Source organism: Bartonella sp. HY328, assembly GCF_025449335.1.
Lineage (GTDB): Bacteria > Pseudomonadota > Alphaproteobacteria > Rhizobiales > Rhizobiaceae > HY038.
The window spans coordinates 1,989,955-2,014,243 of sequence record NZ_CP104883.1 but is presented as its reverse complement, the minus strand read 5'-3'; the positions used below and the strand labels follow the sequence as shown (position 1 = coordinate 2,014,243).

Below are 24,289 nucleotides of genomic sequence, written 5' to 3'. Positions count from 1 at the left end.
TGCCGTATAAATTAGGGGCATATGCTTATATAGCTAATATGGTTTAACCTTTATCAATTTCCAGTGCTGTTTTAGACTGAGTGGTAAAATGCTAACGCTTTTGGTAAACGTATATATATGGATTGTATATGGTATTTAGCAGAAAAACAGTTATATATTCAAATTTGCTTATATTTGGCTATTGATGAATAATTGCAACAGTTAACACTTTTTTAACGTATTTTTTAAAGTTTCCATTGCTTTGAAAAAAAACAGTTTTATTTAATAAAGAAATGTTAATTTTATGAAGATGATAAACGGTAAAATAAACGCTTTGAAAAATTATGATGGAAATTGCACTATAAGGTTGAACCATTGCTTAAAATGCTTCTTCTAAAAAATGCAATCCATTATTTTAGCCCAAACTGGGAATAGTTATTTTATCCATCATAATTGCCCAAATGGGTTTGGAGTTAAAAATGAAGTTTTTTTTATCCCTCGTTTCAACTGCAGTAATCGGCCTTGCCCTTAGCGGGTGTATTGCACCAGAAGTGACAGGGCCAATTAATCCTATTGTGCAGCCACAGGTTAATCGCGGTATTGAGGGGCAATGGATTGATTCTGAAGGTGTCGCTTTTTCTACATTTCACAACGGTATTTTCGAAACACGCTCGGTTGATACACAGGAGAAATTATCGGAAGGTAATTATGCTATGACATCACCAGAGTTGGTTTCTCTTGAAATGCGCTCATTGGTGCGTGGCACAGTGTCACGTGTCAATTGTTCTTTATCTGGGAATAGCAGATTATTATGCACCACTGAATCTGGATCTCATTTTACCCTTGCAAGGCAATAATCGGCTTTGATATTGTTTTAACTGGATTTATTCAATCATTTTTGTTTTGTTTTGCCCTGCATTAACATCGTTGAATGCAGGGTTTTTATATTTTTGACAAATTCTAGGACTCCTCTTAAAACTTGAGAAAAATTACCTATTTAAACGAAATATGTTATTTAAACCTTTTATAAAATGATGAAAGTTTCAATATGATGCAGCCAGTGCCTAAGTCAAAAATAGGTGTTCTTCTTGTTAACTTAGGAACGCCAAATGGAACAGATTATTGGAATATGCGTAAATATCTTTCGCAGTTTTTATCGGATAAACGTGTGATCGAATGGCCGAGCATCATTTGGCAGCCTATCTTGCAGGCTATTGTTTTGAGTGTTCGGCCTAAAAAATCTGGTGCAGCCTATGATCGTGTTTGGTTTAAGGAAACTAACGAATCGCCATTACGCCACTATACGCGCTTGCAAGCGGAAAGATTGGCTGAGCAATTACACGATCTTAACAATGACAATACTATCATCGTCGATTGGGCGATGCGTTATGGACAGCCATCTATAAGCGAGGTGACGGCTAAGCTACAGCAGCAGGGTTGTGACAAAATTACACTGTTTCCGCTTTATCCGCAATATTCAGCAACCACAACGGCAACAGTTAATGATGCATTTTTTGATGCGTTAAAGACCAAACGTGTGCAGCCAGCTATTCGTACAGTGCCGCCTTATCCCGACAATCCTATTTATATCGATGCTTTGGCGCAATCCATTGACAACCATTTGGCAACTCTTGATTTTACGCCAGATGTTCTGATCGCTTCTTATCACGGGATTCCACAAAGCTACGCAAAACGCGGTGATATTTATCCGCAAGATTGCGCAAAAACAACCAATGCTTTACGGCAAAGAATGGGTTTGGGTGAGGATAAACTGCTAATGACCTTCCAGTCACGATTTGGGCCTGAAGAATGGTTGCAGCCCTATAGCGATAAAACTATAGATGAATTGCCAGCTAAAGGTATTAAATCAATTGCGGTTTTTAATCCAGGTTTTGTGGCGGATTGTCTTGAAACTGTTGATGAAATCGGCCACGAAGCAGCCGAAAGTTTTCATGAAAATGGTGGGATTAATTTTTCGCATATTCCATGTCTTAATGCGAGTGATTTGGGCATGAAGGTTATTGAATCGCTGGTTCGCCAAGAGTTGTCTGGTTGGGTAAAATAGGAAAAAACCAAATTACGTTGGAACGCATTTAAAAAAGCAAGTTCTATATTTTATAGCATAAAATAAAAACCCCATAATACAAATTATGGGGTTTTGCTTCTGATCTAAAATCTTAGTTTAATTAACGCTCTCAACTTCAAAAAATCCATTTTGATAAGATTTTATGCGAACCGTTGTGTCTGACGGCAGATCTGGCCCTACAATATTCCATAAGGAATCGCCAATTCTCAACCGACCTTTGCCGTTAATAATTGGTTCTTCTAAGGTGGAGATATAACCGATCAATTCTTCAGTGCGGTTATTTAAAAATGGTGCATCGGTCATTTTGCTTTTTTGGTTGAGCTTAACACCAATTAATACGGTGATTACTGAAAAAATAATAAATATGAAAAGCTGTGTTTGCCACATTGCAAAAATTGGAAAATGACCTTCTAACAGCCAAACAACAATTGCTGTAGCAATTGCAGCTAAGCCAAACCACATAAGATAGACGCCAGCGACAAACAGCTCCAAAACCAGCAATATAAAGCCTACAATAAGCCAGCACCAATAACCAAGCATTTCCAAAAAGTCTAACATTCAGCCTATCCATTTGCATATTTTAGAACAACTTCAAATATGATGAAGTAAAATCATGTTTTAAATTGCTTTTTATCTTATATTGTAGCCAAAAGAAAAAATGCAATCTCAATATAAAATATAATATATATTGGCATTTAAGCCAAGATAAAGTGTAAAATTTGATATTGGGTGAAATAATTTAAAAATTTCTTACAAGTTAGAAAAGAATAGGGTGAGAATACGGCTCGATTGAATGTCACCTTAACTTTATAAGCGCATTTGATTTTTGTAAAAACCGTAAGCAAAAACAATTGATATAATTTATATAGTCTGCAAATGAAAATTAAGAAATTGCAGACTATAATTGTTAATGATCAATAATCGTGAATGATCAACTTGCGCCTATTCGTTATCAAAACCCGTGCGCCGTTGTACTGGCTTGGTAGATGGTTTTGAATCGCTGCCAAATACTTCTTTGGCGATGGCGCCGATGCCACCAAGAGAACCAATAAGCGATGATGCTTCAAATGGCATCAACACAATTTTATTGTTATTGGCAGAGCCAATTTTGCCTAAAGCTTCGGTATATTTTTGCGCTACGAAATAGTTGATCGCTTGCACGTCGCCGTCAGCAATAGCCTTAGATACAGCTTCGGTTGCCTTTGCTTCTGCTTCAGCCAAACGTTCACGTGCCTCAGCTTCACGATATGCAGCTTCTCTTTTACCTTCAGCTTCCAAAATTTGTGCTTGCTTCAAGCCTTCAGCGCGCAGAATATTGGCATTTCTGTCACCTTCTGCTTCAAGAACTTGCGCACGTTTATCGCGCTCTGCCTTCATTTGGCGATTCATCGCTTCGGTCAAATCGCGTGGTGGTTGAATATCTTTAATTTCCACACGGGTCATTTTTAAGCCCCATGGATGAGCTGCAACATCAACGACTTGTAATAGACGGTCATTGATGATGTTACGGTTGGATAAAAGCTCATCAAGATCCATAGAACCAACAACAGTACGAATATTGGTCATGGTTAAGTTGATAATTGCATATTCAAGATCAGATACCTGATAGGCAGCTTGTGCGGCATTCAGTACTTGATAGAAGGCAATAGCATCAACCGATACCGATGCATTGTCTTTGGTGATAACTTCCTGCGTTGGAATATCAAGAACTTGTTCCATGATGGAAATCTTTGCACCCACACTGTCAATGAATGGCACAATAAGATTAAGGCCGGGTGCCATTGTTCGTGTATAACGACCAAAACGCTCGACCGTATAATTATAGCCCTGCGGTACCGTTTTAATACCTTTGAATAAGGTAAGAATGATAAGGGCAGCTAAGATAATAAGGGCGATGCCCATTCCTTGTAATGCCATGATACATTTCTTTCTAAGTTAATTGGTTAACGCTTATAATGTTGTTTTTAAAACTATTATTAAGCATTGTTATAAGTGCGCCTATAAGTTCATATTTTACCGATATAAAAAAGCAAAAAATAGGCTTTTTAATAATATATTAACTAAAATTTTGATCAAAAGGCCTTTGTTAACTAAAAACCTGGTTTTAATACTATATTTTCAGCCAAATTAGATTGTTGAAATTGATAAAATCGCAATATCAGTAAAGGCGTGTTGAAGATTTTATCTTTGTCGATTTGCCTATTGGGTTAAAATATGGTTTGGCATAAATATCTATTCGCATTTTAAGTTATCATCGCATAAAGGGCTCCGTTATGAGCAAACCCATCGCCATTCGCCGTAAAACTGCACCACAAATTCAAGCACAAAAGGGGCAGACACCTATTGTGTCCTTGACCGCTTATCACGTTTTTATGGCACAGATTGCTGACCAATATTGCGACTTCCTGCTGGTAGGTGATAGTGTTGGCATGGTGGTACATGGTTTACCATCCACAATTCCGGTCACACTTGAGATGATGATCGCGCATGGTCAAGCTGTCATGCGTGGTACGCAAAAGGCTATGGTGGTTATTGATATGCCTTTTGGTTCTTATGAAGAATCACCAGAACAGGCTTTTCGCAATGCGGCGCGTATCATGCAGGAAACGGGCTGTGGCGGTGTTAAGCTTGAAGGCGGTGTTAGGCAGGCTGCAACCGTAAAATTTTTAACTGAGCGTGGCATTCCTGTAATGGGCCACATTGGTTTAACTCCGCAATCTTTTAACACCTTTGGCGGCTTTAAAACACAAGGGCGCAGCGAAGAAAGCTGGCAAGCTATTGAAACGGATGCCAAAGCCATTGAAGAAGCTGGTGCCTTTGCGGTTGTTATTGAAGGCGTGGTTGAGCCATTGGCTAATAAAATAACCAAGATGGTTACAATTCCAACAATTGGTATTGGTGCGTCTAATGCGTGTGACGGGCAGGTATTAGTGATGGAAGATATGCTTGGCATGAGCAATCACAAAGCTAAATTTGTTCGCCAATATGCAAATTTTCAACAGGCGATGGATAAGGCATTTTCCCAATATGCGGAAGATGTAAAAACGCGTTCTTTTCCCAATGAAGACGAAATATATAAATAAACGCTGACATAATAAATTCTATCGTAATGATGTGCAGTTGCGCCATTGCTATAGAATTTAGCAAATTATTTTACCGTTTCATTTCCAAAGAATTATATAAATGACCACAATAAATCCGATTATAATTGAAAATGCTGATGATGTGCGTATTGCTGACTACATGAATGTCAAAGAGAAGGATCTTGTCGGCCGCAATGATCTTTTTATTGCGGAGGGAAGGGTTGTATTGAATGTTTTGCTAAATTCTACAATCTTTGAAGCGCAATCGATTCTTATTGCGCAAAATCGTTTAAATGGGCTTTTACCTTTATTAGAAGGTAAAGCGGCTCATTGTCCAATCTATGTGGCGAGCCAAGATGTCATTGACGCAATTGCTGGTTTTCACCTTCATCGCGGTATTTTGGCAATCGGCCAGCGAAAACGCCCAGCTACATTGGATGAATTTCTGGACGATTTACCTCCGCAAGCACTATTGGTGCTTTTATGTGGTATTTCTAACCACGATAATATTGGTGGCATTTTTAGAAATAGCGCGGCATTTGCAGCTGATGGCGTTATTTTGGATGAAACCTGTTGCGATCCGCTTTATCGTAAGGCCATTCGAGTATCGGTTGGCGCAGCGCTTAAAATACCGCATATTAAAAGTGATAATATTTTTAACATCATTGATAAAGTGCAAAATGCTGGTTTTGAGGTATTTGCTTTTAGCCCATCCTCTCAACAAAAATTATTGGATAGCCAGCCGGCAAAACGCACCGCTTTGCTTTTTGGCACGGAAGGCGAAGGGCTACCGCACCAAATATTGCAACAATTTAAAACTTTAAGAATACCAATGGCTGCAGATTTTGATAGCCTCAATGTCGCAACTGCTGCTGCCATAGCTTTATCGCATTTTGCTGTGCCTGAGCGAATTTTTTAAAATGATATGTTTAGTGTCTTTTTTGAAAAAACAGCAAATTGAAAGTGAGTGCTGTAGAGTGAGATTTTTGCAAATTTGAAAAAGATATCCACATTTTGTAAAAAAAAATGATTTTTTTCTAAAATACGGCTTGCGGTTTTTAAAATCTGTGTTTATAAGCGCAATCACTGCATGGGCGCCCATCGTCTAGCGGTTAGGACGCCGCCCTTTCACGGCGGAAACAGGGGTTCGATTCCCCTTGGGCGTACCACTTTACTCTCTATTTTTTATTGAGTTTTTGTTGGATTCTAATAAGTTATTTTATGATTATTGCCACTTTTGATTTTCGTGCAATTTGGTTTCTAATTTGTATCTGAAGTTAAATTATTCCCTTATTTTTTAAGCTATGATATAAAATATCAACTTCTATATTTGCTGTTATTTATAATGAATAATAAAAGTGTAATGTGTTTTTTTGAAATTTAATATAAAGCAGTAAGGTGATTTAAAAGTGCAGCCCGACAAACATAAAAAGTTTGGTTTTACACCGCTTGCCGATACAACATCACCTCTGATTGATCCATTATTGCGTAAAAGGGCAGGCATAGGCATCGAGCTTATTGAGGCTTGGTCGCAAATTGTTGGTGATGATATTGCAAATAATTGCCTACCTCTAAAAATTAATTGGCGCCGGCGCGTTTCCCAATATGATTCTTATGAACCTGCAACGCTATTGGTGGCATGTGAAGGTTTTTCCGCTATGTCTATTCAACACCAAAGTATGGAAATTGTCCAAAAGGTCAATGTTTTCTTTGGGTTCCATGCTATTGATCGTTTGAAGATTGAACAAAAGCCGGTGTCGTCTTTTAAAAAGAAGCAGCATTCACCTAAAATTATAGATAAGGCTTGCATCGCGCAAGTGGAAAAAAATACTGCCGATATTGACTCAGATAGGTTGCGCAAATGCCTTACTGAGCTTGGCTGCCACATCTTATCAAAGGATGCTAACTCAAAATAGTCACAATGAATTGTTAGCTAGGTTTAATTTCATTAAGGTTTCGATATATTGTGTAACATATTCAGTTAAATTTTTTTAATAAAATAGCATGTGACACAATGATTAAAACTGCTAAGGTTAGTCTTTAGTACAAATACAGATTGGGTTGATGGCTTTTTATTGTCATTTCCTAATTGACAGTAAGTTTATCAACTAGTGCTTGACGCTTTATGCAAGCAAGTTAAATTGCGTTTTACAAAATTTGGATCCTTAATGCCTGCATGCTTTGAGGATAATTAAAGGAAAGTCATATGGCCATCATTAACAAGAAAAAATATTTCGCTTCACTTGCAGCTGCAACAGCGATCTTTTTGGGGAGTGTAAGTGGTTTTGCTTTTGCACAAAATGCAACGCCACAACAGCAATTGCAGCAGCTAAAACCTTTAGCTCATGTTGCTGCTGAAGAGTTGTTAAGACCTGGCCAGATAAAGGACATGGTTGAGGGTGATGAAAACGCCCCAATAACCATCGTTGAATATGCGTCATTAACTTGCAGTCATTGTGCCGATTTTGTTGTAAATACTTTGCCACAAATTCGCGAAAAATATATCAATACTGGCAAGGTACGTATCGTATTTCGTGAATTTGCAGGCGATGATCGTGCAGCGGTAGGTTTTATGTTAGCACGCTGTGTGCCTGAAGATCGCTACTTCCCATTTATTCAATTATTGTTTGAAAAGCAGGCTGAATGGGCATTTGTACCAGATGCTGAAACACCACTTAAGCAGCTTGCCAAGCTTGCTGGTATTGATGATGATAAATTTAAGGCATGCGTAACCGATCAAAAAATGTATGATGCTTTGCGCGCTAACTTAAAGCGTGGTTTAGAGGAATTCGGTGTGAGAGCAACACCAACATTCTTCATTAATGGTGATCCTGTGCAGGGAACTAAGTCTTTCGCCGAGATGTCTGCTTTAATTGATGCAAAACTTAAAGAACTTGGTGTAAGTGATGCACCAAAGAGTGACGCTCAATAATATAAGCGTTTACATACTGCTAACACGGAATTTAATATAATATTTGAAATCCCGCTATAATACTGTTTATAGCGGGATTTTTATTTTACTAAAAACATTCATGCGCTATATATGCATGAGGTATCATAATCTTGTTTTAAAGGGTTTTTGAGTATGACACATCCGGTAAAAGGTATTGATCATTGTTATCTTCTTGTAAATGATCTCGAAAAGGCTGCACAGGATTATAAAAAACTTGGCTTTACGTTAAGTCCACGTGGTTTACACTCTAGTCATATGGGGACTGCCAATTATACAATTATGCTAAGTCACGATTATTTTGAGCTTTTGGGTGTGGTGAGTGAAACACCATTAAGTGATCTTCAACGGGTAAAGCTTGCTAAGCAAGGCGAGGGCTTGCACGCCGTTGTTGGACGTATAGACAGCGCAAAACGCGCTCACGATGCTTTAATCGCGCTTGGTATTGATGTTGGCGATGTGCAAAGCTTTTCAAGGCCGGTTATTATGCCCAATGGCGAGGAAGATATTGCGGCTTTTGAAACAGTAACGATTGACGCCAAACATGTTCCTAATGGTATTTTCTTTTTGTGTGAGCAAAAAACAAGACACACCGTTTGGCAAGCTGATTTGATGCAACATGAAAATGGCGCAAAGGCGCTTGGAACAATTTATATTGCATCCAAAGATCCACATCATACTGCAAAGGCCTATGCGGCTTTATTTGCTAATGGTAGTATAACGCAAGACGGTGATGGTTTTAAACTTGTAACAGGAGAAAACTCCGCGCAATTATTTATTTTCCCGCCCCATGAGTTAAACCGTATTTTTGGTCATATTAATTTTGATGACTTGCCGCATGAAGCCTATGCAGGTTTTTCCGTTGTGGTTAATAATCTTGGCAAGGTAAAGCAGCTATTGGAAGCGCAAAATATTGCTTGGCATGAAACGTCCCATCAAACAATATATATTGATCCGCAATATGCTAATGGTGCAATTTTGGAATTTGTCGCGTAATATGTGTTTATAGTTCGGTTAGTTTTACGGTTAACAGCCAGTAATCCCCATTATTTCAGTTACATTTTACTGATAAATAGTGTAGCAGCTATAATATAAAACAAGCAGGATACACTTAAGTAGGATAAGCATGGTGGGTGCGCTATATGCAGTTTAGCAAGCTGCGACTGGTGGGATTTAAATCATTTGTCGAGCCGATGGAATTTTTCATCGAGGGCGGGCTAACAGGTGTTGTTGGCCCGAACGGTTGTGGCAAATCTAATCTCGTCGAAGCGCTGCGCTGGGTTATGGGTGAAAATTCCTATAAGAATATGCGTGCCTCTGGCATGGATGATGTTATTTTTTCAGGTAATAATACCCGCCCCCCAAGAAATTTTGCAGAAGTTACGTTATATCTTGATAATCGCGATCATAGCGCACCAAGCGGTTTTAATGACGCTGATGAGTTGCAGGTTTCGCGCCGTATTGAACGCGGTGCAGGCTCTACCTATCGAGTAAATGGCAAAGAAGTGCGCGCAAAAGATGTGCAATTGCTGTTTGCGGATCAATCCACTGGCGCGCGTTCTCCGTCAATGGTGGGGCAAGGGCGCGTTGGTGAGCTTATCCAAGCTAAGCCGCAAGCGCGGCGTGCTTTGTTGGAAGAGGCGGCTGGTATTTCCGGGCTTCATAGCCGCCGTCATGAGGCCGAATTGCGCCTACGTGCAGCAGAAACCAATCTTGAGCGGATTGATGATGTGGTTGCTGATGTAAGTAGTCGTATTGAAAGCTTAAAGCGACAAGCCCGGCAAGCCAATCGTTTTAAAACACTGTCAGCCGAGATTAGGCAATTAGAGGCAGGCTTATTTTATTTGCGTTGGTCACAAGCTAAAAGCCAAGAAGCTGAAATGGAAGCGGCTTTAACCAAGGCAACCTTAAAAGTTGGCTCAGAAGCGGAAGCGCAAATGCGTTTCGCACGCGAGCAGGCGGAAAATAAAACTCTTCTAGCGCCATTGCGTGATAATATGGCCAAGGCAAGGGCAGGCCACCAACGCATTACGTTAGAAGTGCAGGCGCTGGAAGATGAAAAATCAAGAAGCCTCCATCGTCAATCAGAGTTAATGCGGCGCATAGAGCAATTACAACGTGACGTTACACGCGAAGAAGGGCTAATTGGCGAATATAAGCAGTTTATCAGCCGCCTTGATAGTGAAGAGCAAGAGCTAAAAGATATTCAAAGTGATGGAGGTGCGGAGGGAGAAGAACTACGCATCCAATATGAAGATTTACAACAAATTACTCAAAACAAAGAGGCGGATCTTGCTAATCTTAATACTGAGCGTGCCGAGTTAAATGCAGGTGAGCAGCAATTGCAACGTCTATTATCTGATCTTGGTCGCCGCCGTGATAAATTAAACCAAGACTTGCAAGCCTTAGCAAATGCTATTGCAGCTTTGGAAAAAGAGACTGAAGGTCAAAAGCAAGCAGATGAATTAAACGAGGCGTTAGAAGCGATCCTTGAACAGTTAAATAGTCTTGAAGAGCAATTGCCGCAAATTGAAGAAGAAATAGGAATAAAGAGAAATAATTATGATCAGTGCCGCAAAAATCATGATGAATTAAAGCGGCAGTTAAGCGGGTTTGAGGCCGAAGCAAGAACGCTTGAACAAATTATTGCTGCATCTTCATTAAATGGCGGGGATACTGTTGTTGAGCATTTGAGTGTTGAAAAAGGCTATGAGGCAGCATTGGGCGCAGCGCTTGGTGATGATTTGCAAGCTGCCCTTGATGAAGATGCTTTGCTATTTTGGCGGGATTTAAAGTTTATTGGTACGGATCCGCAATTGCCAATTGGCTGTGAACCTCTTGCGGATTATATTAAAGCGCCTGATAATATGCTGCGCCGCTTAAAGCAAATCGGCTTAGTTAAAGCAGATGATGGTGATAGCTTGCAAAAAGATTTGCAATTAGGTCAAGTTTTAGTAAGCCGTGAAGGGGCATGTTGGCGTTGGGATGGTTTGGTTGCTAAGGCAGATGCACCGACAGCTAGTGCGCAACGCTTAGCACAAAAAAATAGGCTTGCTGAAGTGCAGGAGTTTATTTTAGAGCGCCAACAGCAAGCAGAGCGTGCAAAAAGCGATGAAGCAATTGCTTATCAGCAATTGCAAGAATTATTAAGCCTTGAAAAAGATTGTCGCGCCAGTTTACGCCAAATGCGAGATAGCCATAGCCAAAAGCAGTCAGCGTTAAAAGAGCTTGAACTTAGCCTTAATGCGCGTCTTAGCCGCTTAAACCATTTGCAGGAAAATTATCAACGCCTTGAACTAGAACTTGAAGAAAATGCTATTTTAAATGAAGAGACGGCAATTAAGCTGGAAGAACTAGCACCACTTGATGAATTGGATGCTAAAATCGCTGCCCTTCAAGCGCTTTTGCAAAGTGAGAGGGCAATGCTTGCGCAGATGCGGTCTAGCCTTGAAACTTGGCAAAGGGATAATTTCCAAAGACAACGGCGCTTAGAAGCTATTGCACCAGAACGAAAAACTTGGCAAGCGCGTTTAAGCGCTAGCAATCAGCAATTTACAGATTTGCAAGAGCGTGTGAGTGAAGCCATGATGGAAATGGAAGACCTTGCAAGCGCACCGGATGATTTTGACGAGAAGCGTGATAGATTATTTCAGCTAATTGCTAAAGCGGAAGATGAGGTAAAGTCGGTTAGTGACGCTTTGGCACTTGCTGAAAATACTCAAAATCGATTGGATCTTCAGGCAACCAATGCCATTCAAGCCCTTTCTCATGCGCGGGAGGAACGCGCCCGTAATGAAGAGCGTTTCAATGCCGCGATTGACCGGCGTAAAGATATTGAAACACGTATTTTCGAAGCCCTAAATGTTGAGCCGATAGAAACGCTAAAAATGGCTGGCTTTAACCTGTCTGATACAATGCCAGATATTGCTGACTTAGAGCGTGACCTCGATCGTGCCCGTATTGAGCGCGAGCGCTTGGGTGCCGTTAATCTGCGGGCAGAGGAAGAAAGTAGCGAATTACAAGAACGTTATGCTTCAATGACGGTAGAACGGGATGATGTGATTGAAGCTGTAAAAAAATTACGTCAAGCCATTCATGCCCTAAATCGTGAAGGGCGAGAACGCCTGCTTGCAGCTTTTACTAAGGTGAATAGCGAGTTTCGAAGATTATTTACCCATTTATTTGGTGGTGGTACAGCTGAATTGCAACTGATAGAGTCTGATGATCCATTGGATGCAGGGCTTGAAATTTTAGCGCGTCCCCCTGGTAAAAAACCGCAAACCATGACGCTGTTATCGGGCGGTGAACAGGCATTGACGGCAATGGCACTAATCTTTGCGGTGTTTTTAACTAATCCTGCGCCCATTTGTGTGCTTGATGAAATTGATGCGCCATTGGATGACCATAATGTCGAGCGTTACTGCAACCTCATGGATGAAATGACAAAATTAACCGATACACGCTTTGTTATTATTACCCATAACCCAATCACCATGGCGCGCATGGATCGACTCTTTGGTGTGACGATGGGCGAGCAGGGCGTATCGCAATTGGTATCGGTTGATTTGCGCACAGCTGAAACACTCCGAGACGTTTAAACCGTTAACGAATTAATCAAATAAAATCTGCTCCTTAAACCAATTATTTTTAATGATATCGCCAGTTTGGTAAAAGTGCCTCACTTGTTTAATAAATTCTAAAAAATCCTTGTTTTCTTCAGCAAGTCGGTTAGCACTGTTCCAGTCCACGTCACTTTTTTCGCGCGCTGGTATTAAAACTTGGCTTTCACTAATATCGTCGCCATTTTTAATGTTAAGCACAATAAGACCAATACCATGAACGCCAGATAATATTCTTATTTCTTTAAGGGCATCACTATTAATTTCGTTAGTAACAAGATAGGCAAAATTTGCCCATGAGGAATTGCTAACCGTTTGAAAAAACACCTCACGAACATTAGAACTATTGATAAGTATTTTGACTTCAAATGACCAAAGCCGTGTTTTCTTGTCAAAATATTCTTTAACGCAATTTTTGATTTCTTGATTCCGGTCTTTGCTGAGATTTTCCATGGCAACCAAGTCTGGATAAAGCCACTTGTTACCATTGGGGCCGCGTTTGTTAGAAGAACGCTTTTCATCTATGCGTTTACTATAGATGCCAAATTCTTGGGTTAAATAATCTGCTAATAATGGGTAAAGCGCATGTTCGCCTGTTGGCGTCGTTGATTTATTATTTTGTATGGTAATTGGAATTGTCAGGGTTTCGGCTTCGGTAACCTCTGCAGTTTCACTATCGTGAGTAAAATAGTATTTGCGTGGCCGACCCTCAGTAAGTTTAATATCTTGTTGTTCGATAGGATGGCGTCTTGCTCCAATTTCTTTTATGAGTTGCTGAATTAAAGCCTCAGGAGTATCCAATGGCATTTTGAGTGCTTTTGAATTTTTCTGTTTTACTTTACATTCGTTTGGATAAGTATCGTAAATCCATTGAGCAATTTCACGTGCAGTAAATTTTTGATTTGGATTATTTGTTAAAAATTCTGCGACTTTATCAACTAAATGCAATGCCATGATATATCCCCTTGACGTTGTTAATTTCGGATAATCTTGCGGCAATTGTCAATTACAGTAAGTTGGTTATAAACACATATTGTAAAATAGAGGCATTGCGCCTCTATTTTAAAGATAAATAATGATTAAATGACCGGTTTAAAGCTTTTAAGCCGTAATGCATTGGTTAAAACAAATATGCTCGATAATGCCATGGCACCTGCAGCCAACATTGGCGATAATAAAATTCCCCATATTGGGTATAATATGCCAGCAGCAATTGGAATAAGGGCAATATTATAAATAAAGGCCCAAAATAGATTTTCCTTAATATTTTTTATTGTTGCGCGTGATAAAGCAATGGCATTGATTACACCTGCCGGATCACCAGACATTAAAACTACATCCGCACTTTCAATTGCTACATCGGTGCCCGTGCCGATAGCAATGCCCGTATCGGCAGTTGCAAGGGCAGGTGCATCATTGATGCCATCGCCAACAAAGGCAACTTTCTTGGCTTTTTCTTGCAGGTGTTTGACGGCATCCAATTTGCCTTCAGGCAAAACTTCGGCTTCAATATGCTTAATATTAAGCTTTTGACCAATTGCTTGCGCTGTAAGGCGGTTATCACCTGTTATCATTGCAACATCAATATTAATGCGGTTCAAGGCATTAATTGTTTCAATAGCGCGTGGTTTAATTGGATCAGCAACACCAAATATTGCGGCAATCTTGCCATCTATTGCTGCATAAAATGGGGTCATGCCTTCCTTACCATAGCTTTGTGAAAGCTGAGAAAAAGCTTCAATATCCACGGCTAAAGTTTCCATATAGTGAGCATTGCCAATGGCTATATTTTTGCCCTCGACAGTGCCGCTTAATCCATAGCCGGCTTTTGAAGCAAATTCATCAACCTTTAAAAGCGATAATTTTTTTTGCTGCGCAGCATCAATAATAGCTTTACCAAGTGGATGCTCTGATTTTGCTTCGATTGAGGCAACCATCGCAAGAATTTCGTTTTGATTAAAAGGCTCTGCAGTTTCAAAGTAAATGAGTTCTGGCTTACCAAGGGTTAAAGTTCCAGTTTTATCAAAAGCTACCAATTTTGTTTCGTTTAAAGATTGCAACGCATCGCCCTTACGAAATAAGACACCAAGGCGTGCGCCGCGTCCTGTGCCAACCATGATAGACGTTGGCGTGGCTAAGCCCATTGCACAGGGACAAGCAATAATAAGAACAGATACTGCGGCAACAATCGCTTGGCTTAAATGGCTGGTGCCGCCAATATATAGCCAAATTAAAAAGGTGCAAAAAGCCGCTGCAAAAACGGCTGGCACGAAGATGGCTGTCACTTTATCAACCATGGCTTGAATAGGTAGTTTTGAACTTTGCGCATCTTCAACCATTTTTTGAATTTGCGAAATAAGCATATCTGCGCCAACTTTTTCCGCGCGATAGGTAAGGGTGCCTTGACCATTCACTGTGCTACCAAATACTTGGTCACCAATATTCTTAGCAACGGCAATCGGTTCCCCCGTCATCATTGACTCATCAATATGCGATGAGCCAGCAATAATCACGCCATCAACGGGTAGCTTTTCACCCGGGCGAATAATAACATGATCGCCGATGGCCACATCTTCAAGTGCAATGTCTTTAGGCGTGCCATCAACATCAATCCGTGCTGTTTTTGGTTTTAACCCAGCCAAAGCGCGAATGGCTTGGCTGGTGCGTCCACGTGCCCCTGCCTCAAGCCAACGGCCAAGAAGAATAAGGGTAACAATAACTGCGGCGGCTTCAAAATAAACGTGGTTTGCGCCATCTGGCAATATTTGACCAGCAAAGGTTGCAAGGGTTGAATAGCCCCATGCCGTAAACGAACCAACTGCAACCAATGAATTCATATTGGGGACACCGCGTAAAAGCGCAGGAATGCCAGCTTTAAAGAAACGTAAACCCGGGCCAAAAACCACAAGGGTTGTTAATAGAAATTGAAATAGCCGAATTGGCATTTCACCAAAAGTCATCAATAGCCAATGATGAAATGGCGGCACCATATGGCCACCCATTTCAACGATAAAAACAGGCAATGTTAATGCAATGGCAATAATAAATGATCGCCAAAGGCTTTTTGATTCAACTTCTTGTCGGTCGATTGGCGGTGTTTTGTCTGATATTGGGGTTGCCTTATAGCCTGCTTTTTCTACGGCCTTTTCCATAGATGTGATCGCGTTGTCGTCACCGATATAGATAATATGGGCGCGGTTTGTTGCAAGGTTTACGCTTGCATCACGAACACCAGCGGTATTTTTAAAGGCTTTTTCGACATGGCGCACACAGCTTGCGCAGGTCATGCCTTCAATATCAAAGTCCAGTGTTTTTTCGTCTATATTGTAGCCAGCCTTTTCGACAGCATTCTTGATTGCAGCAATATCAGGTTTTTGGTGCGATTTGACTGTCGCCATATTGGTGGCAAGGTTTACACTCACTTCATCAATATCTGGCAATTTGCTAATTGCCTTTTCAACGTGGCGCACGCAACTTGCGCAAGTCATGCCATCTATCGGAAGATTGGTGGTAAATTGCCCTGATGTATTTTGCTGCTGTAAAGAGCCTGATTTTATTTCAGACATGATATATCCCTTTCATCTTAGTTATAAGATAGGGCTTGCTATCATGGGAAGGTCAAGGGGGATTTTATAAAAATCTGGTTTTATTATTAAGTAGGGTCAAGCAAAAATAAAACGGACCAGATAAAAATCTGATCCGTTAAGTCTAATAAATTCAATAAAATACATAGTAGTTTTAGTTGTTAATACGAGCTATGGCCTGAAAGTTGATAGCACGTCCAGTTAATTTTGCATTTTGCAGCTGGGCTTTTTCTTTCTTTAGGCCTGCGGCAAATACCAAAGCGGGAATCTTGTGAAGCTCTTGGGCAGCCCCCTTATCATCACTACTGATTAGCTGTTCTACAGTTTGAGGATTAGTGCTTGGTGCTCTGCTGGTGTTTTTATTTGGAGTTACAGATGCGACTGATAGGCTATTATCAATGGCAGACTTTTGGCCAGTATTAGCTGTTTGTGTTGAGCCATTATATCCATCAGCATAATCTTCATCTGGTAGTGGAATAAGCTCACTATTACCATTAATAATGCTGTTGACTTCATCGGCGCGAATAGGAGCCTTATTTGCCGTTGGTTCCAACTTTGGTTGATTTGCGCTTGTTCTAGCAATGGCAGCGGCTATCTGATCACCTTTTTGAGCGATTTCCGGCGATTGGTGGCGCATGGTTGGGATCGGAATATTATAGGCTGTCATCGTATCGTCGGAAGGCGTTAACGTGTTTGGTTGAGCCATATGCGCATTAATTGTGTCGCCAATTGCATCATTTACCGCACTAACCGCTTGATTGTTGCTGTTGGCATTAGGCTGCGCAGCAACCGCCAAAACAGGAATATCACCTGGCTTGAAGCCGGGCACTGGAATCGAATTTGAATTAGCGATGAGATCATTAACGCTATCTTGGGGTGCAGCTATGTTATCATTTGGTGTGTTAGGTGTCGGTATTTCTTGTGTACGCGCAGGGGAGGCTAAAGGAATTGGCGCTTGACCACCTTCTGGCAAATCAATCATATCGTCAATTGCTTCTTGTTCAACCTCTTGTGGGATAATTTGTGGTGCCTGTGGGCGCAGATTTTGAGGGCGGGAAGCTACAACAGTCTGCTTTTGCGGAGCTGGATCTTTCTTTTTGCCGCCAAAAAGCTTGGCAAATAAACCACCGCCTGAGCTGCCTTCATCTTTTACAATAACTGTTTGGGCAGGGCGGCCTTTACGTGCATTATATTCTGCCATGGCTTGTTGATAGCGCGCTAATGGCTTGCCATCGCTTGGAACGTGAATGGTTTTACCATCTGGAAACAATGCCATAAGTTCACTACGGCTCATACGCGGCCAGTGGCGCACATTGCCGACATCCATATGCACAAATGGCGAGCCAGATCTTGGATAATAACCAACGCCGCCAACTTCTTGTTTTAGACCAATCTGACGCAATTTTGATAAATTGGCATCAGGAATATAAAAATCCATAGCGCGCCCTAAAGTGTGTTGGCTGTTCTTGGCAACACCACTAGAAGCTGAACGCGAGCGCAGCATATTGTTCGTTGTAGGGGAGCGATAGGCCGACACAACATGAATATAATCACGCGAACCGCTAAGCTTATATACCTGCCAAATCAAATCAAAAAGGCGTGGATCCATTTTTGTTGGCTCATTACGCCGCCAATCGCGTAGAAATACATTTAGCTGCCTAAGGCCACTATCAACATATTTACCATTTTTCTTAAAAACGATTTCAGCTTTTTCATGGGTGTGGATGTAATAAAGCTTCAAGGATCTGGTTTCACTGTTTGCAGCTTGAATTGATAATAAAAATCCACAAGAAGCAATAATAATCGCGAGGATATTTTTAAACATAAAAACCGCCTTATTATGTGTTTTTTTATGAGCTTTGCTAAACATTTATCCCAGCCTTGTTGTCGTGTAGCATAACGTGCCAAACGATGCCTTGCCCTAATTGCTAACCTATTATTGCAGTGAATGGTTAATAGGTGCTTTCACTGCGGGCATTAATTACTATAACATGATAAAAATAACACAGTGTTCAATATTTGTTACTTTATAAAAAATAGCGCTAGACTGTGGGAAAAATACACAAAAATTAGAATTTTTCAATGTTTTTTGATTCTTAGTCTAAATTTTATAGGTTTTCGCTTTGTGTATAAGTCGATATTTAACTGATTTTAATGATAAAAATTAGTTGGCGTAAATATGCCGGCAAAGTAATTGTAATCGTCAATATTTAAGAGTTGGGCTAATTTTTACATCGAAAAGCGGCATTTAGCCGCGCGCATTTTTATCAAAAAAGGCGTTTAATAGTTAGGGCTATGAAGTAAAAAATTGCGGTTTTTTCAGGTATTATAAAGCTCGTTTTTCAAAAGTCTTGACCGTATTAACGAGCGGACCTATCATCAAACGGGACATGATGAGATAGTTGGCAAAGTAGTTAAATGCTTAGCGATAAAATGTCTTACATGTATGGGAGTTGAGAGTTTTGGAATTTTAAATCATAGTTTAATTGGATACTACAATTTTTGTATTTGCCTTTAAGCTGTTGGTTTTTTTTGTCGTTTATCGACCCTTGGGAGGAGTTAATATGAATACTACGACATATCCGATATCACCTTTTAAAATGCGTTATGAAAATTTCATTGGTGGGCAATGGGTTGCGCCAAAAGATGGCCGATATTTTGATAATCATTCACCGGTAGATGGTAAGTTATTATGTGAAGTGCCGCGCTCACAGGCCGTAGATGTTGAGGCGGCGCTTGATGCGGCGCATTCAGCAAAAGAAAAATGGGGGACGACAAGCCCTACTGAACGCAGCATGGTGCTATTGCGCATAGCTGATCGCATTGAGCAAAATTTAGAAAAAATAGCAATTGCTGAAACTTTCGATAATGGCAAGCCCATACGCGAAACTATGGCTGCTGACATTCCGTTATCCGTTGATCATTTCCGCTATTTCGCTGGTCTATTGCGCGCCCAAGAAGGTGGCATTTCGCAAATTGATGATGATACTGTTGCCTATCATTTTCATGAGCCGCTTGGTGTTGTTGGGCAAATTATTCCGTGGAATTTTCCTATCCTTATGGCGGCATGGAAGTTGGCGCCAGCCTTAGCAGCAGGCAATTGCATTGTCTTAAAACCTGCAGAACAAACACCAGCATCTATTTTATATGTGATGGAATTAATTGCTGATCTATTGCCTGCCGGGGTGATTAATATTGTCAACGGCTTTGGTGAAGAGGCGGGGGCGGCACTTTCTACCAGCCCACGTATTGCTAAAATTGCTTTTACGGGTGAAACAGGCACGGGGCGGAAGATTATGGAAGCCGCAGCTGCAAATATCATACCGGTAACCTTGGAGCTTGGTGGTAAATCGCCCAATATTTTCTTTGGCGATATTATGGATTTTGAAGATTCCTTTATCGATAAGGCGATTGAAGGATTGGTGATGTTTGCCTTAAACCAAGGTGAGGTTTGCACTTGTCCAAGCCGTGCCCTTATCCACGAAAGTATTTATGACCGCTTTATGGAGCGGGCATTAAAACGGGTTGCTGATATAAAACGCGGCAATCCGCTTGATCCGCAAACTATGATAGGTGCCCAAGCTTCGCAAGAACAAATGGATAAGATTTTGCGCTATATCGACATCGGCAAGCAAGAAGGTGCGCAATTGCTGATTGGTGGGCAAAAATCATCTTTGGATGGCGATCTTGCCAAAGGCTGTTATATTGAGCCAACGGTGTTTAAGGGCACCAATACGATGCGCATTTTTCAAGAGGAAATTTTCGGCCCTGTATTAGCGGTTGCAACTTTTAAAACCGATGAAGAAGCATTAGCGATAGCCAATGACTCTATGTATGGTTTGGGGTCGGGTATTTGGACACGTGATGTCAATAAAGTTTACCGTTTTGGTCGTAAAATACAAGCTGGTCGTGTATGGACAAATTGTTATCACGTCTATCCGGCCCATTCTGCTTTTGGTGGATATAAAAAATCTGGTATTGGCCGTGAAATGTATAAGACGACCCTTGAAGCTTATCAGCAAACAAAAAATATTTTGGTAAGCTATTCGGTTAATCCGCAGGGTTTCTTTTAATGTTGGGTAAGGTTGACGTGTTGCATTAATTCGACGATGCACTGCCATATCTAAATATGTCTGATTTGCTAGAAAATCTAGATTCTATTAGAGCGCGGCTTATTTTTATAAGTCGCGTTTTTTATTTTAAAATAATGGGTTGTGGCATATTTTTTGTATTTTGATTTAAAGGCTTTTATTAGCTTAAATTATTTGTAACAAAAAATTACGATATATATCTTGATTTTAGTTATATATCGTAATATATCTGCTTTATGGAAAATAAAATCTGAACGAAAACCATAAGTCGTTCTATCCATAAAATAACAATCAAATAATATCGAGGTAGAAATGAATAACGATCAATCTAATTTAGAATATGAACATAAATCTGTTGAGCAAGAGTTGAATGAGGAGAGCTATAGTCGCCACGAGAGACGTGGCGGGCGAGGCGCGGAGCGCCGTGGGGAACGCGGACAACCTAGAAGTGGTCATCATCAAGGTGATCACCATAAAGGTGGTTATCGGGGTGGCAGGCCTCGTGGCGAAGGTCATCGTCGTAACCGTCTTTTTGATTATGGTGAATTGCGTATATTATTGTTGGCTATGATAGGTGAAAAGTCAGCTCATGGTTATGAATTAATGCGCCAAATTGAGGAGCGTTTTGCTGGGCAATATGTCCCAAGTCCGGGCGTTATGTATCCGACTTTAGCGTGGACGGAAGACATGGGGTATACTGAAATTGCCGTGGCTGAAAATGGTAAAAAGCAATATAGCTTAACCAGTGAAGGTAGCGCATTTTTGCAAGCAAATCGTCAATTGGCTGATGAACTGCTCATTCGCACTTTTAAAGAAGATGAAGGATCAAAGACAAGGCGCGGTAATCCGCAATTGCGCGAGGCTTTAGATCGCTTGCGGCATGTGGTTAAATCCAAAATTCGCCATCAGGGAGATGAAGACGTATCAGCAAAAATTTTGCAGATTGTCAACGAAACCATTACGCGTATTGAAATAGAATTTCCAATCACCGCAGGAGAGCATGATGAATAATGAAAATTTAGCATCTGGCAAAAGCAATAATGAGCGATCAACACAGGATTTTTCTGTGGTCAATCCTGACTTGCAATTAACTGCAGTGTTAGACCAATATCATGATCGTATGCGACTAGAGCGACAGGAAATGAAACGCGAAATTATTGGGGGGCGCGATGGCGGGCAAGACCAAAGAATGAGGGCTATTGGCCCACAAACTGGTCAGTTGCTTAATATTATGATCCGTAGTTTGCGCAACCCCAATATTTTAGAAATTGGTACATCTTTTGGCTATTCAACCCTTTGGCTTGCCGATGCGGCAAGGGCAACTGGGGGCAAGGTCACCACATTGGAATATCATGATTATAAATCGCAATATGCAAAAGAAATGGCTGTGAAGGCAGGACTTGATGCCTATGTCGATTATCGGGTGACTGATGCGCTTGATTTTTTAGAAAAGACAGATGATAAATTTGATTTTGTCTTTTTAGACCTCTGGAAAGATCTATATACACCATGTCTTGATCTTTTTTATCCAAAATTAAACGACAGTGCCATCATTGTCGCTGATAATATGATTAAGCCAGGTGGCGAAGAAATTGCTCGCTACAGTGCCGCATTAAAACAAAAAGCTGATCTAACAAGCCTGTTATTGCCTTTCGGTACAGGCATTGAGGTAAGTGTGTATAAATCGCTTTTGTAGATTGTAGCTTTTCTTTAGTGTTTTTAGTTAATGTTAATCCAGCAATAAACGGCTCGCGTGCGGTTATTGCTGGATTTTTTTTATTTAGAGTTATTTGTTATGAATTTGATGATTGTTGCTGTTTTGTGAACAATCTGTCGGGAGTTTTCCGATGTTAACGCTCTTGTTTCTAAGTATTAGCGCCATTATTCTATAGTCAACAAGAGCCTATGCTCTTTAGGAGTATATAATATGAAAAAAATTGGTTTTTTATCCTTTGGCCATTGGCGCGATGATTCACATTCGGGTACACGCAATGCTTCTGACGTTTTGCTACAAACTATAGACCTAGCCGTTGCAGCTGAGGAGATTGGTGCTGACGGGGCATATTCACGTGTTCATCATTTTGCACAGCAATTAGGATCACCATTTCCACTCTTAAGTGCAATTGCTGCTAAAACATCGCGTATCGAGATAGGTACAGCGGTTATTGATATGCGCTATGAAAATCCCCATTACATGGTGGAAGATGCCAGTGCTGCTGATCTTATTTCTGGTGGTCGTTTGCAGCTTGGTCTTAGCCGGGGATCACCAGAGCAAGTCATTGATGGCTGGCGTTATTTTGGCTATCAACCGCGTGAAGGCGAAAGCGATGCCGATATGGGGCGCCGCCATGGTGTGGAATTTTTCAACTTGCTTGATGGGGTTGGTTTTGCAAAGCCCAATCCGCAGCCAATGTTTCCAAATCCCCCCGGATTATTGCGGTTAGAACCACATTCCGATGGTTTAAAACGCCGCATCTGGTGGGGAGCAGGTTCCAATAAAACGGCTATTTGGGCGGCAAAAATGGGCTTTAATTTACAAAGCTCTACCTTGAAAGATGATGAAAATGGTAAGGCATTTCATGTTCAGCAGGCTGAGCAAATACGCACCTATAAGGCTGCATGGGCAGAGGCTGGACATGGTTTTGCACCGCGCGTGTCGGTATGCCGTAGCATTTTCCCATTGGTTAGTGATGAAGATCGGCTTTATTTTGGCCGTACGCGCGATGATAGCGATAGGTTTGGTTATCTTGGTGAAAGCACTCGCGCTGTCTTTGGTAGAAGCTATGCTGATGAGCCAGAAGCACTTATTAAGCAATTGGCGCAAGATGAAGCGATTAAGGAAGCTGATACCTTATTGCTGACCATTCCCAATCAATTGGGGGTTGCATATAATGCCCATGTGATTGAATCTATCTTGCGCTATATTGCACCAGAACTTGGCTGGCGATAATTTTTTGTAATGAGATAGAGTGCTATTCTATTGTACCATCAAAAAAATAGCACTTTTAAAGCAAGTTATTTAAGCAGTCAAAAATTTTGGTTAGACTATGACTAAAAGCTATCTTGTTATATAAAGATAAAACACCGCTTATGAAATATTTCATAAGCGGCGTTTTGGTTAAAAAGGCAATAGCGGCATCAAAGTTTAATGATTAAGAATTTTTGATAAAAAGTCTTGGGCACGCGGTGTTCTTGCGCTTGCATCATCAAAAAATTCTTGACTACTGCAATCTTCTAAAATCTGGCCTTTATCCATAAAGACAACGCGGTTTGAAACCTTGCGGGCAAAACCCATTTCATGGGTAACGCAGATCATGGTCATGCCTTCTTTGGCAAGACTGATCATAACATCAAGCACTTCACCAACCATTTCAGGATCTAATGCTGATGTTGGTTCATCAAACAGCATAACAATTGGGTCCATGGTCAAAGCACGTGCGATAGCAACACGTTGCTGTTGCCCGCCTGAAAGTTGACCAGGAAACTTGTTTTTATGTTCGATCAAGCCAACACGATCAAGATATTTTAATGCTTTTTCTTCCGCTTCTACTTTATTACGTTTTAAAACCTTAATTTGTGCAATGGTAAGGTTATCTAAAACTGACAAATGCGGAAACAGCTCAAAATGTTGGAACACCATACCAACTCGGCTACGCAATTTTGGTAGGTCGGTCTGCTTGCTATGAACTGCAGTGCCATTTATCCAAATCTCACCTTTTTGAAATGGCTCTAGCGCATTAATGGTTTTGATTAGTGTTGATTTACCAGAGCCTGATGGCCCACAAACAACCACAACCTCGCCTTTGTCAATATTCATTGAGCAGTCTTTTAAGACGTTGAATGGCCCGTACCATTTAGAGACATCTTTCATCTCAATCATATGGGAATGAGTAGAGG

General features: G+C 40.8%; 18 protein-coding genes and 1 tRNA gene. 13 read left to right on the top strand and 6 right to left on the bottom strand.

What is annotated here, in order from left to right:
• Window positions 1–458: 458 nt before the first annotated feature.
• Together N5852_RS08560 and hemH are read left to right on the top strand one after the other, a co-directional pair.
• Entirely contained in the window at window positions 459–836 is a 378-nt protein-coding gene (locus N5852_RS08560) for an outer membrane lipoprotein Omp10 (protein ID WP_262097395.1), read from the top strand.
• Window positions 837–1,030: 194 nt separating this feature from the next.
• The gene (gene hemH / locus N5852_RS08555) at window positions 1,031–2,044 is read left to right on the top strand and encodes a ferrochelatase (protein ID WP_262099732.1); all 1,014 of its coding nucleotides are present in this window, start codon (window positions 1,031–1,033) and stop codon (window positions 2,042–2,044) included.
• Between the two features lie 117 nt (window positions 2,045–2,161).
• On the opposite strand, the gene N5852_RS08550 is transcribed toward hemH, so the two are convergent.
• Both N5852_RS08550 and N5852_RS08545 read right to left on the bottom strand, forming a co-directional pair.
• Window positions 2,162–2,623: an NfeD family protein gene (locus tag N5852_RS08550; protein ID WP_262097394.1), complete on the bottom strand. Its 462-nt coding sequence runs from the start codon at window positions 2,621–2,623 to the stop codon at window positions 2,162–2,164.
• Between the two features lie 384 nt (window positions 2,624–3,007).
• Window positions 3,008–3,982, bottom strand: a complete 975-nt coding sequence (locus tag N5852_RS08545; protein ID WP_262097393.1) for an SPFH domain-containing protein — start codon at window positions 3,980–3,982, stop codon at window positions 3,008–3,010.
• Window positions 3,983–4,338: 356 nt separating this feature from the next.
• Between N5852_RS08545 and panB the strand changes: the two genes are divergently transcribed.
• From panB to N5852_RS08510, 7 genes are all read left to right on the top strand, one after another.
• Window positions 4,339–5,148, top strand: coding sequence for a 3-methyl-2-oxobutanoate hydroxymethyltransferase (gene panB / locus N5852_RS08540; RefSeq protein ID WP_262097392.1), 810 nt, complete (start codon window positions 4,339–4,341; stop codon window positions 5,146–5,148).
• A gap of 100 nt (window positions 5,149–5,248) precedes the next feature.
• The gene (locus tag N5852_RS08535) at window positions 5,249–6,067 is read left to right on the top strand and encodes a TrmH family RNA methyltransferase (RefSeq protein WP_262097391.1); all 819 of its coding nucleotides are present in this window, start codon (window positions 5,249–5,251) and stop codon (window positions 6,065–6,067) included.
• Between the two features lie 175 nt (window positions 6,068–6,242).
• Window positions 6,243–6,317, top strand: a tRNA-Glu gene (locus N5852_RS08530).
• Between the two features lie 240 nt (window positions 6,318–6,557).
• The gene (locus tag N5852_RS08525; protein ID WP_262097390.1) at window positions 6,558–7,064 is read left to right on the top strand and encodes a DUF721 domain-containing protein; all 507 of its coding nucleotides are present in this window, start codon (window positions 6,558–6,560) and stop codon (window positions 7,062–7,064) included.
• Between the two features lie 290 nt (window positions 7,065–7,354).
• Window positions 7,355–8,080 (top strand): DsbA family protein, encoded by a 726-nt coding sequence (locus N5852_RS08520; protein WP_262097389.1) that lies wholly within the window; start codon window positions 7,355–7,357, stop codon window positions 8,078–8,080.
• Between the two features lie 153 nt (window positions 8,081–8,233).
• On the top strand, window positions 8,234–9,094 hold the full coding sequence (locus N5852_RS08515) for a VOC family protein (protein WP_262097388.1): 861 nt from the start codon (window positions 8,234–8,236) through the stop codon (window positions 9,092–9,094).
• Window positions 9,095–9,240: 146 nt separating this feature from the next.
• The gene (locus N5852_RS08510; RefSeq protein WP_262097387.1) at window positions 9,241–12,696 is read left to right on the top strand and encodes a chromosome segregation SMC family protein; all 3,456 of its coding nucleotides are present in this window, start codon (window positions 9,241–9,243) and stop codon (window positions 12,694–12,696) included.
• Between the two features lie 12 nt (window positions 12,697–12,708).
• Here the strand turns inward: N5852_RS08510 and N5852_RS08505 are convergent, their stop codons facing one another.
• The 3 genes from N5852_RS08505 to N5852_RS08495 all read right to left on the bottom strand — a co-directional run bounded on the left by N5852_RS08505 (window position 12,709) and on the right by N5852_RS08495 (window position 18,126).
• Window positions 12,709–13,671 (bottom strand): COG2958 family protein, encoded by a 963-nt coding sequence (locus tag N5852_RS08505; protein ID WP_262097386.1) that lies wholly within the window; start codon window positions 13,669–13,671, stop codon window positions 12,709–12,711.
• Between the two features lie 125 nt (window positions 13,672–13,796).
• The gene (locus N5852_RS08500) at window positions 13,797–16,283 is read right to left on the bottom strand and encodes a heavy metal translocating P-type ATPase (protein ID WP_262097385.1); all 2,487 of its coding nucleotides are present in this window, start codon (window positions 16,281–16,283) and stop codon (window positions 13,797–13,799) included.
• Window positions 16,284–16,455: 172 nt separating this feature from the next.
• On the bottom strand, window positions 16,456–18,126 hold the full coding sequence (locus N5852_RS08495; RefSeq protein WP_262097384.1) for a peptidoglycan L,D-endopeptidase MepK: 1,671 nt from the start codon (window positions 18,124–18,126) through the stop codon (window positions 16,456–16,458).
• 739 nt (window positions 18,127–18,865) lie between these two features.
• Here N5852_RS08495 and N5852_RS08490 point away from each other — a divergent pair.
• From N5852_RS08490 to N5852_RS08475, 4 genes are all read left to right on the top strand, one after another.
• Window positions 18,866–20,374 (top strand): acetaldehyde dehydrogenase ExaC, encoded by a 1,509-nt coding sequence (locus N5852_RS08490; RefSeq protein ID WP_262097383.1) that lies wholly within the window; start codon window positions 18,866–18,868, stop codon window positions 20,372–20,374.
• Between the two features lie 330 nt (window positions 20,375–20,704).
• Window positions 20,705–21,403: a PadR family transcriptional regulator gene (locus N5852_RS08485; protein WP_262097382.1), complete on the top strand. Its 699-nt coding sequence runs from the start codon at window positions 20,705–20,707 to the stop codon at window positions 21,401–21,403.
• Window positions 21,404–21,512: 109 nt separating this feature from the next.
• Complete coding sequence (locus N5852_RS08480) at window positions 21,513–22,088, top strand: O-methyltransferase (RefSeq protein WP_410004258.1); 576 nt, start codon at window positions 21,513–21,515, stop codon at window positions 22,086–22,088.
• Between the two features lie 231 nt (window positions 22,089–22,319).
• Window positions 22,320–23,342, top strand: coding sequence for an LLM class flavin-dependent oxidoreductase (locus N5852_RS08475; protein ID WP_262097380.1), 1,023 nt, complete (start codon window positions 22,320–22,322; stop codon window positions 23,340–23,342).
• Window positions 23,343–23,537: 195 nt separating this feature from the next.
• Here N5852_RS08475 and N5852_RS08470 read toward each other — a convergent pair whose 3' ends face one another.
• The gene (locus N5852_RS08470) at window positions 23,538–24,272 is read right to left on the bottom strand and encodes an amino acid ABC transporter ATP-binding protein (protein ID WP_262099731.1); all 735 of its coding nucleotides are present in this window, start codon (window positions 24,270–24,272) and stop codon (window positions 23,538–23,540) included.
• Window positions 24,273–24,289: the final 17 nt, after the last annotated feature.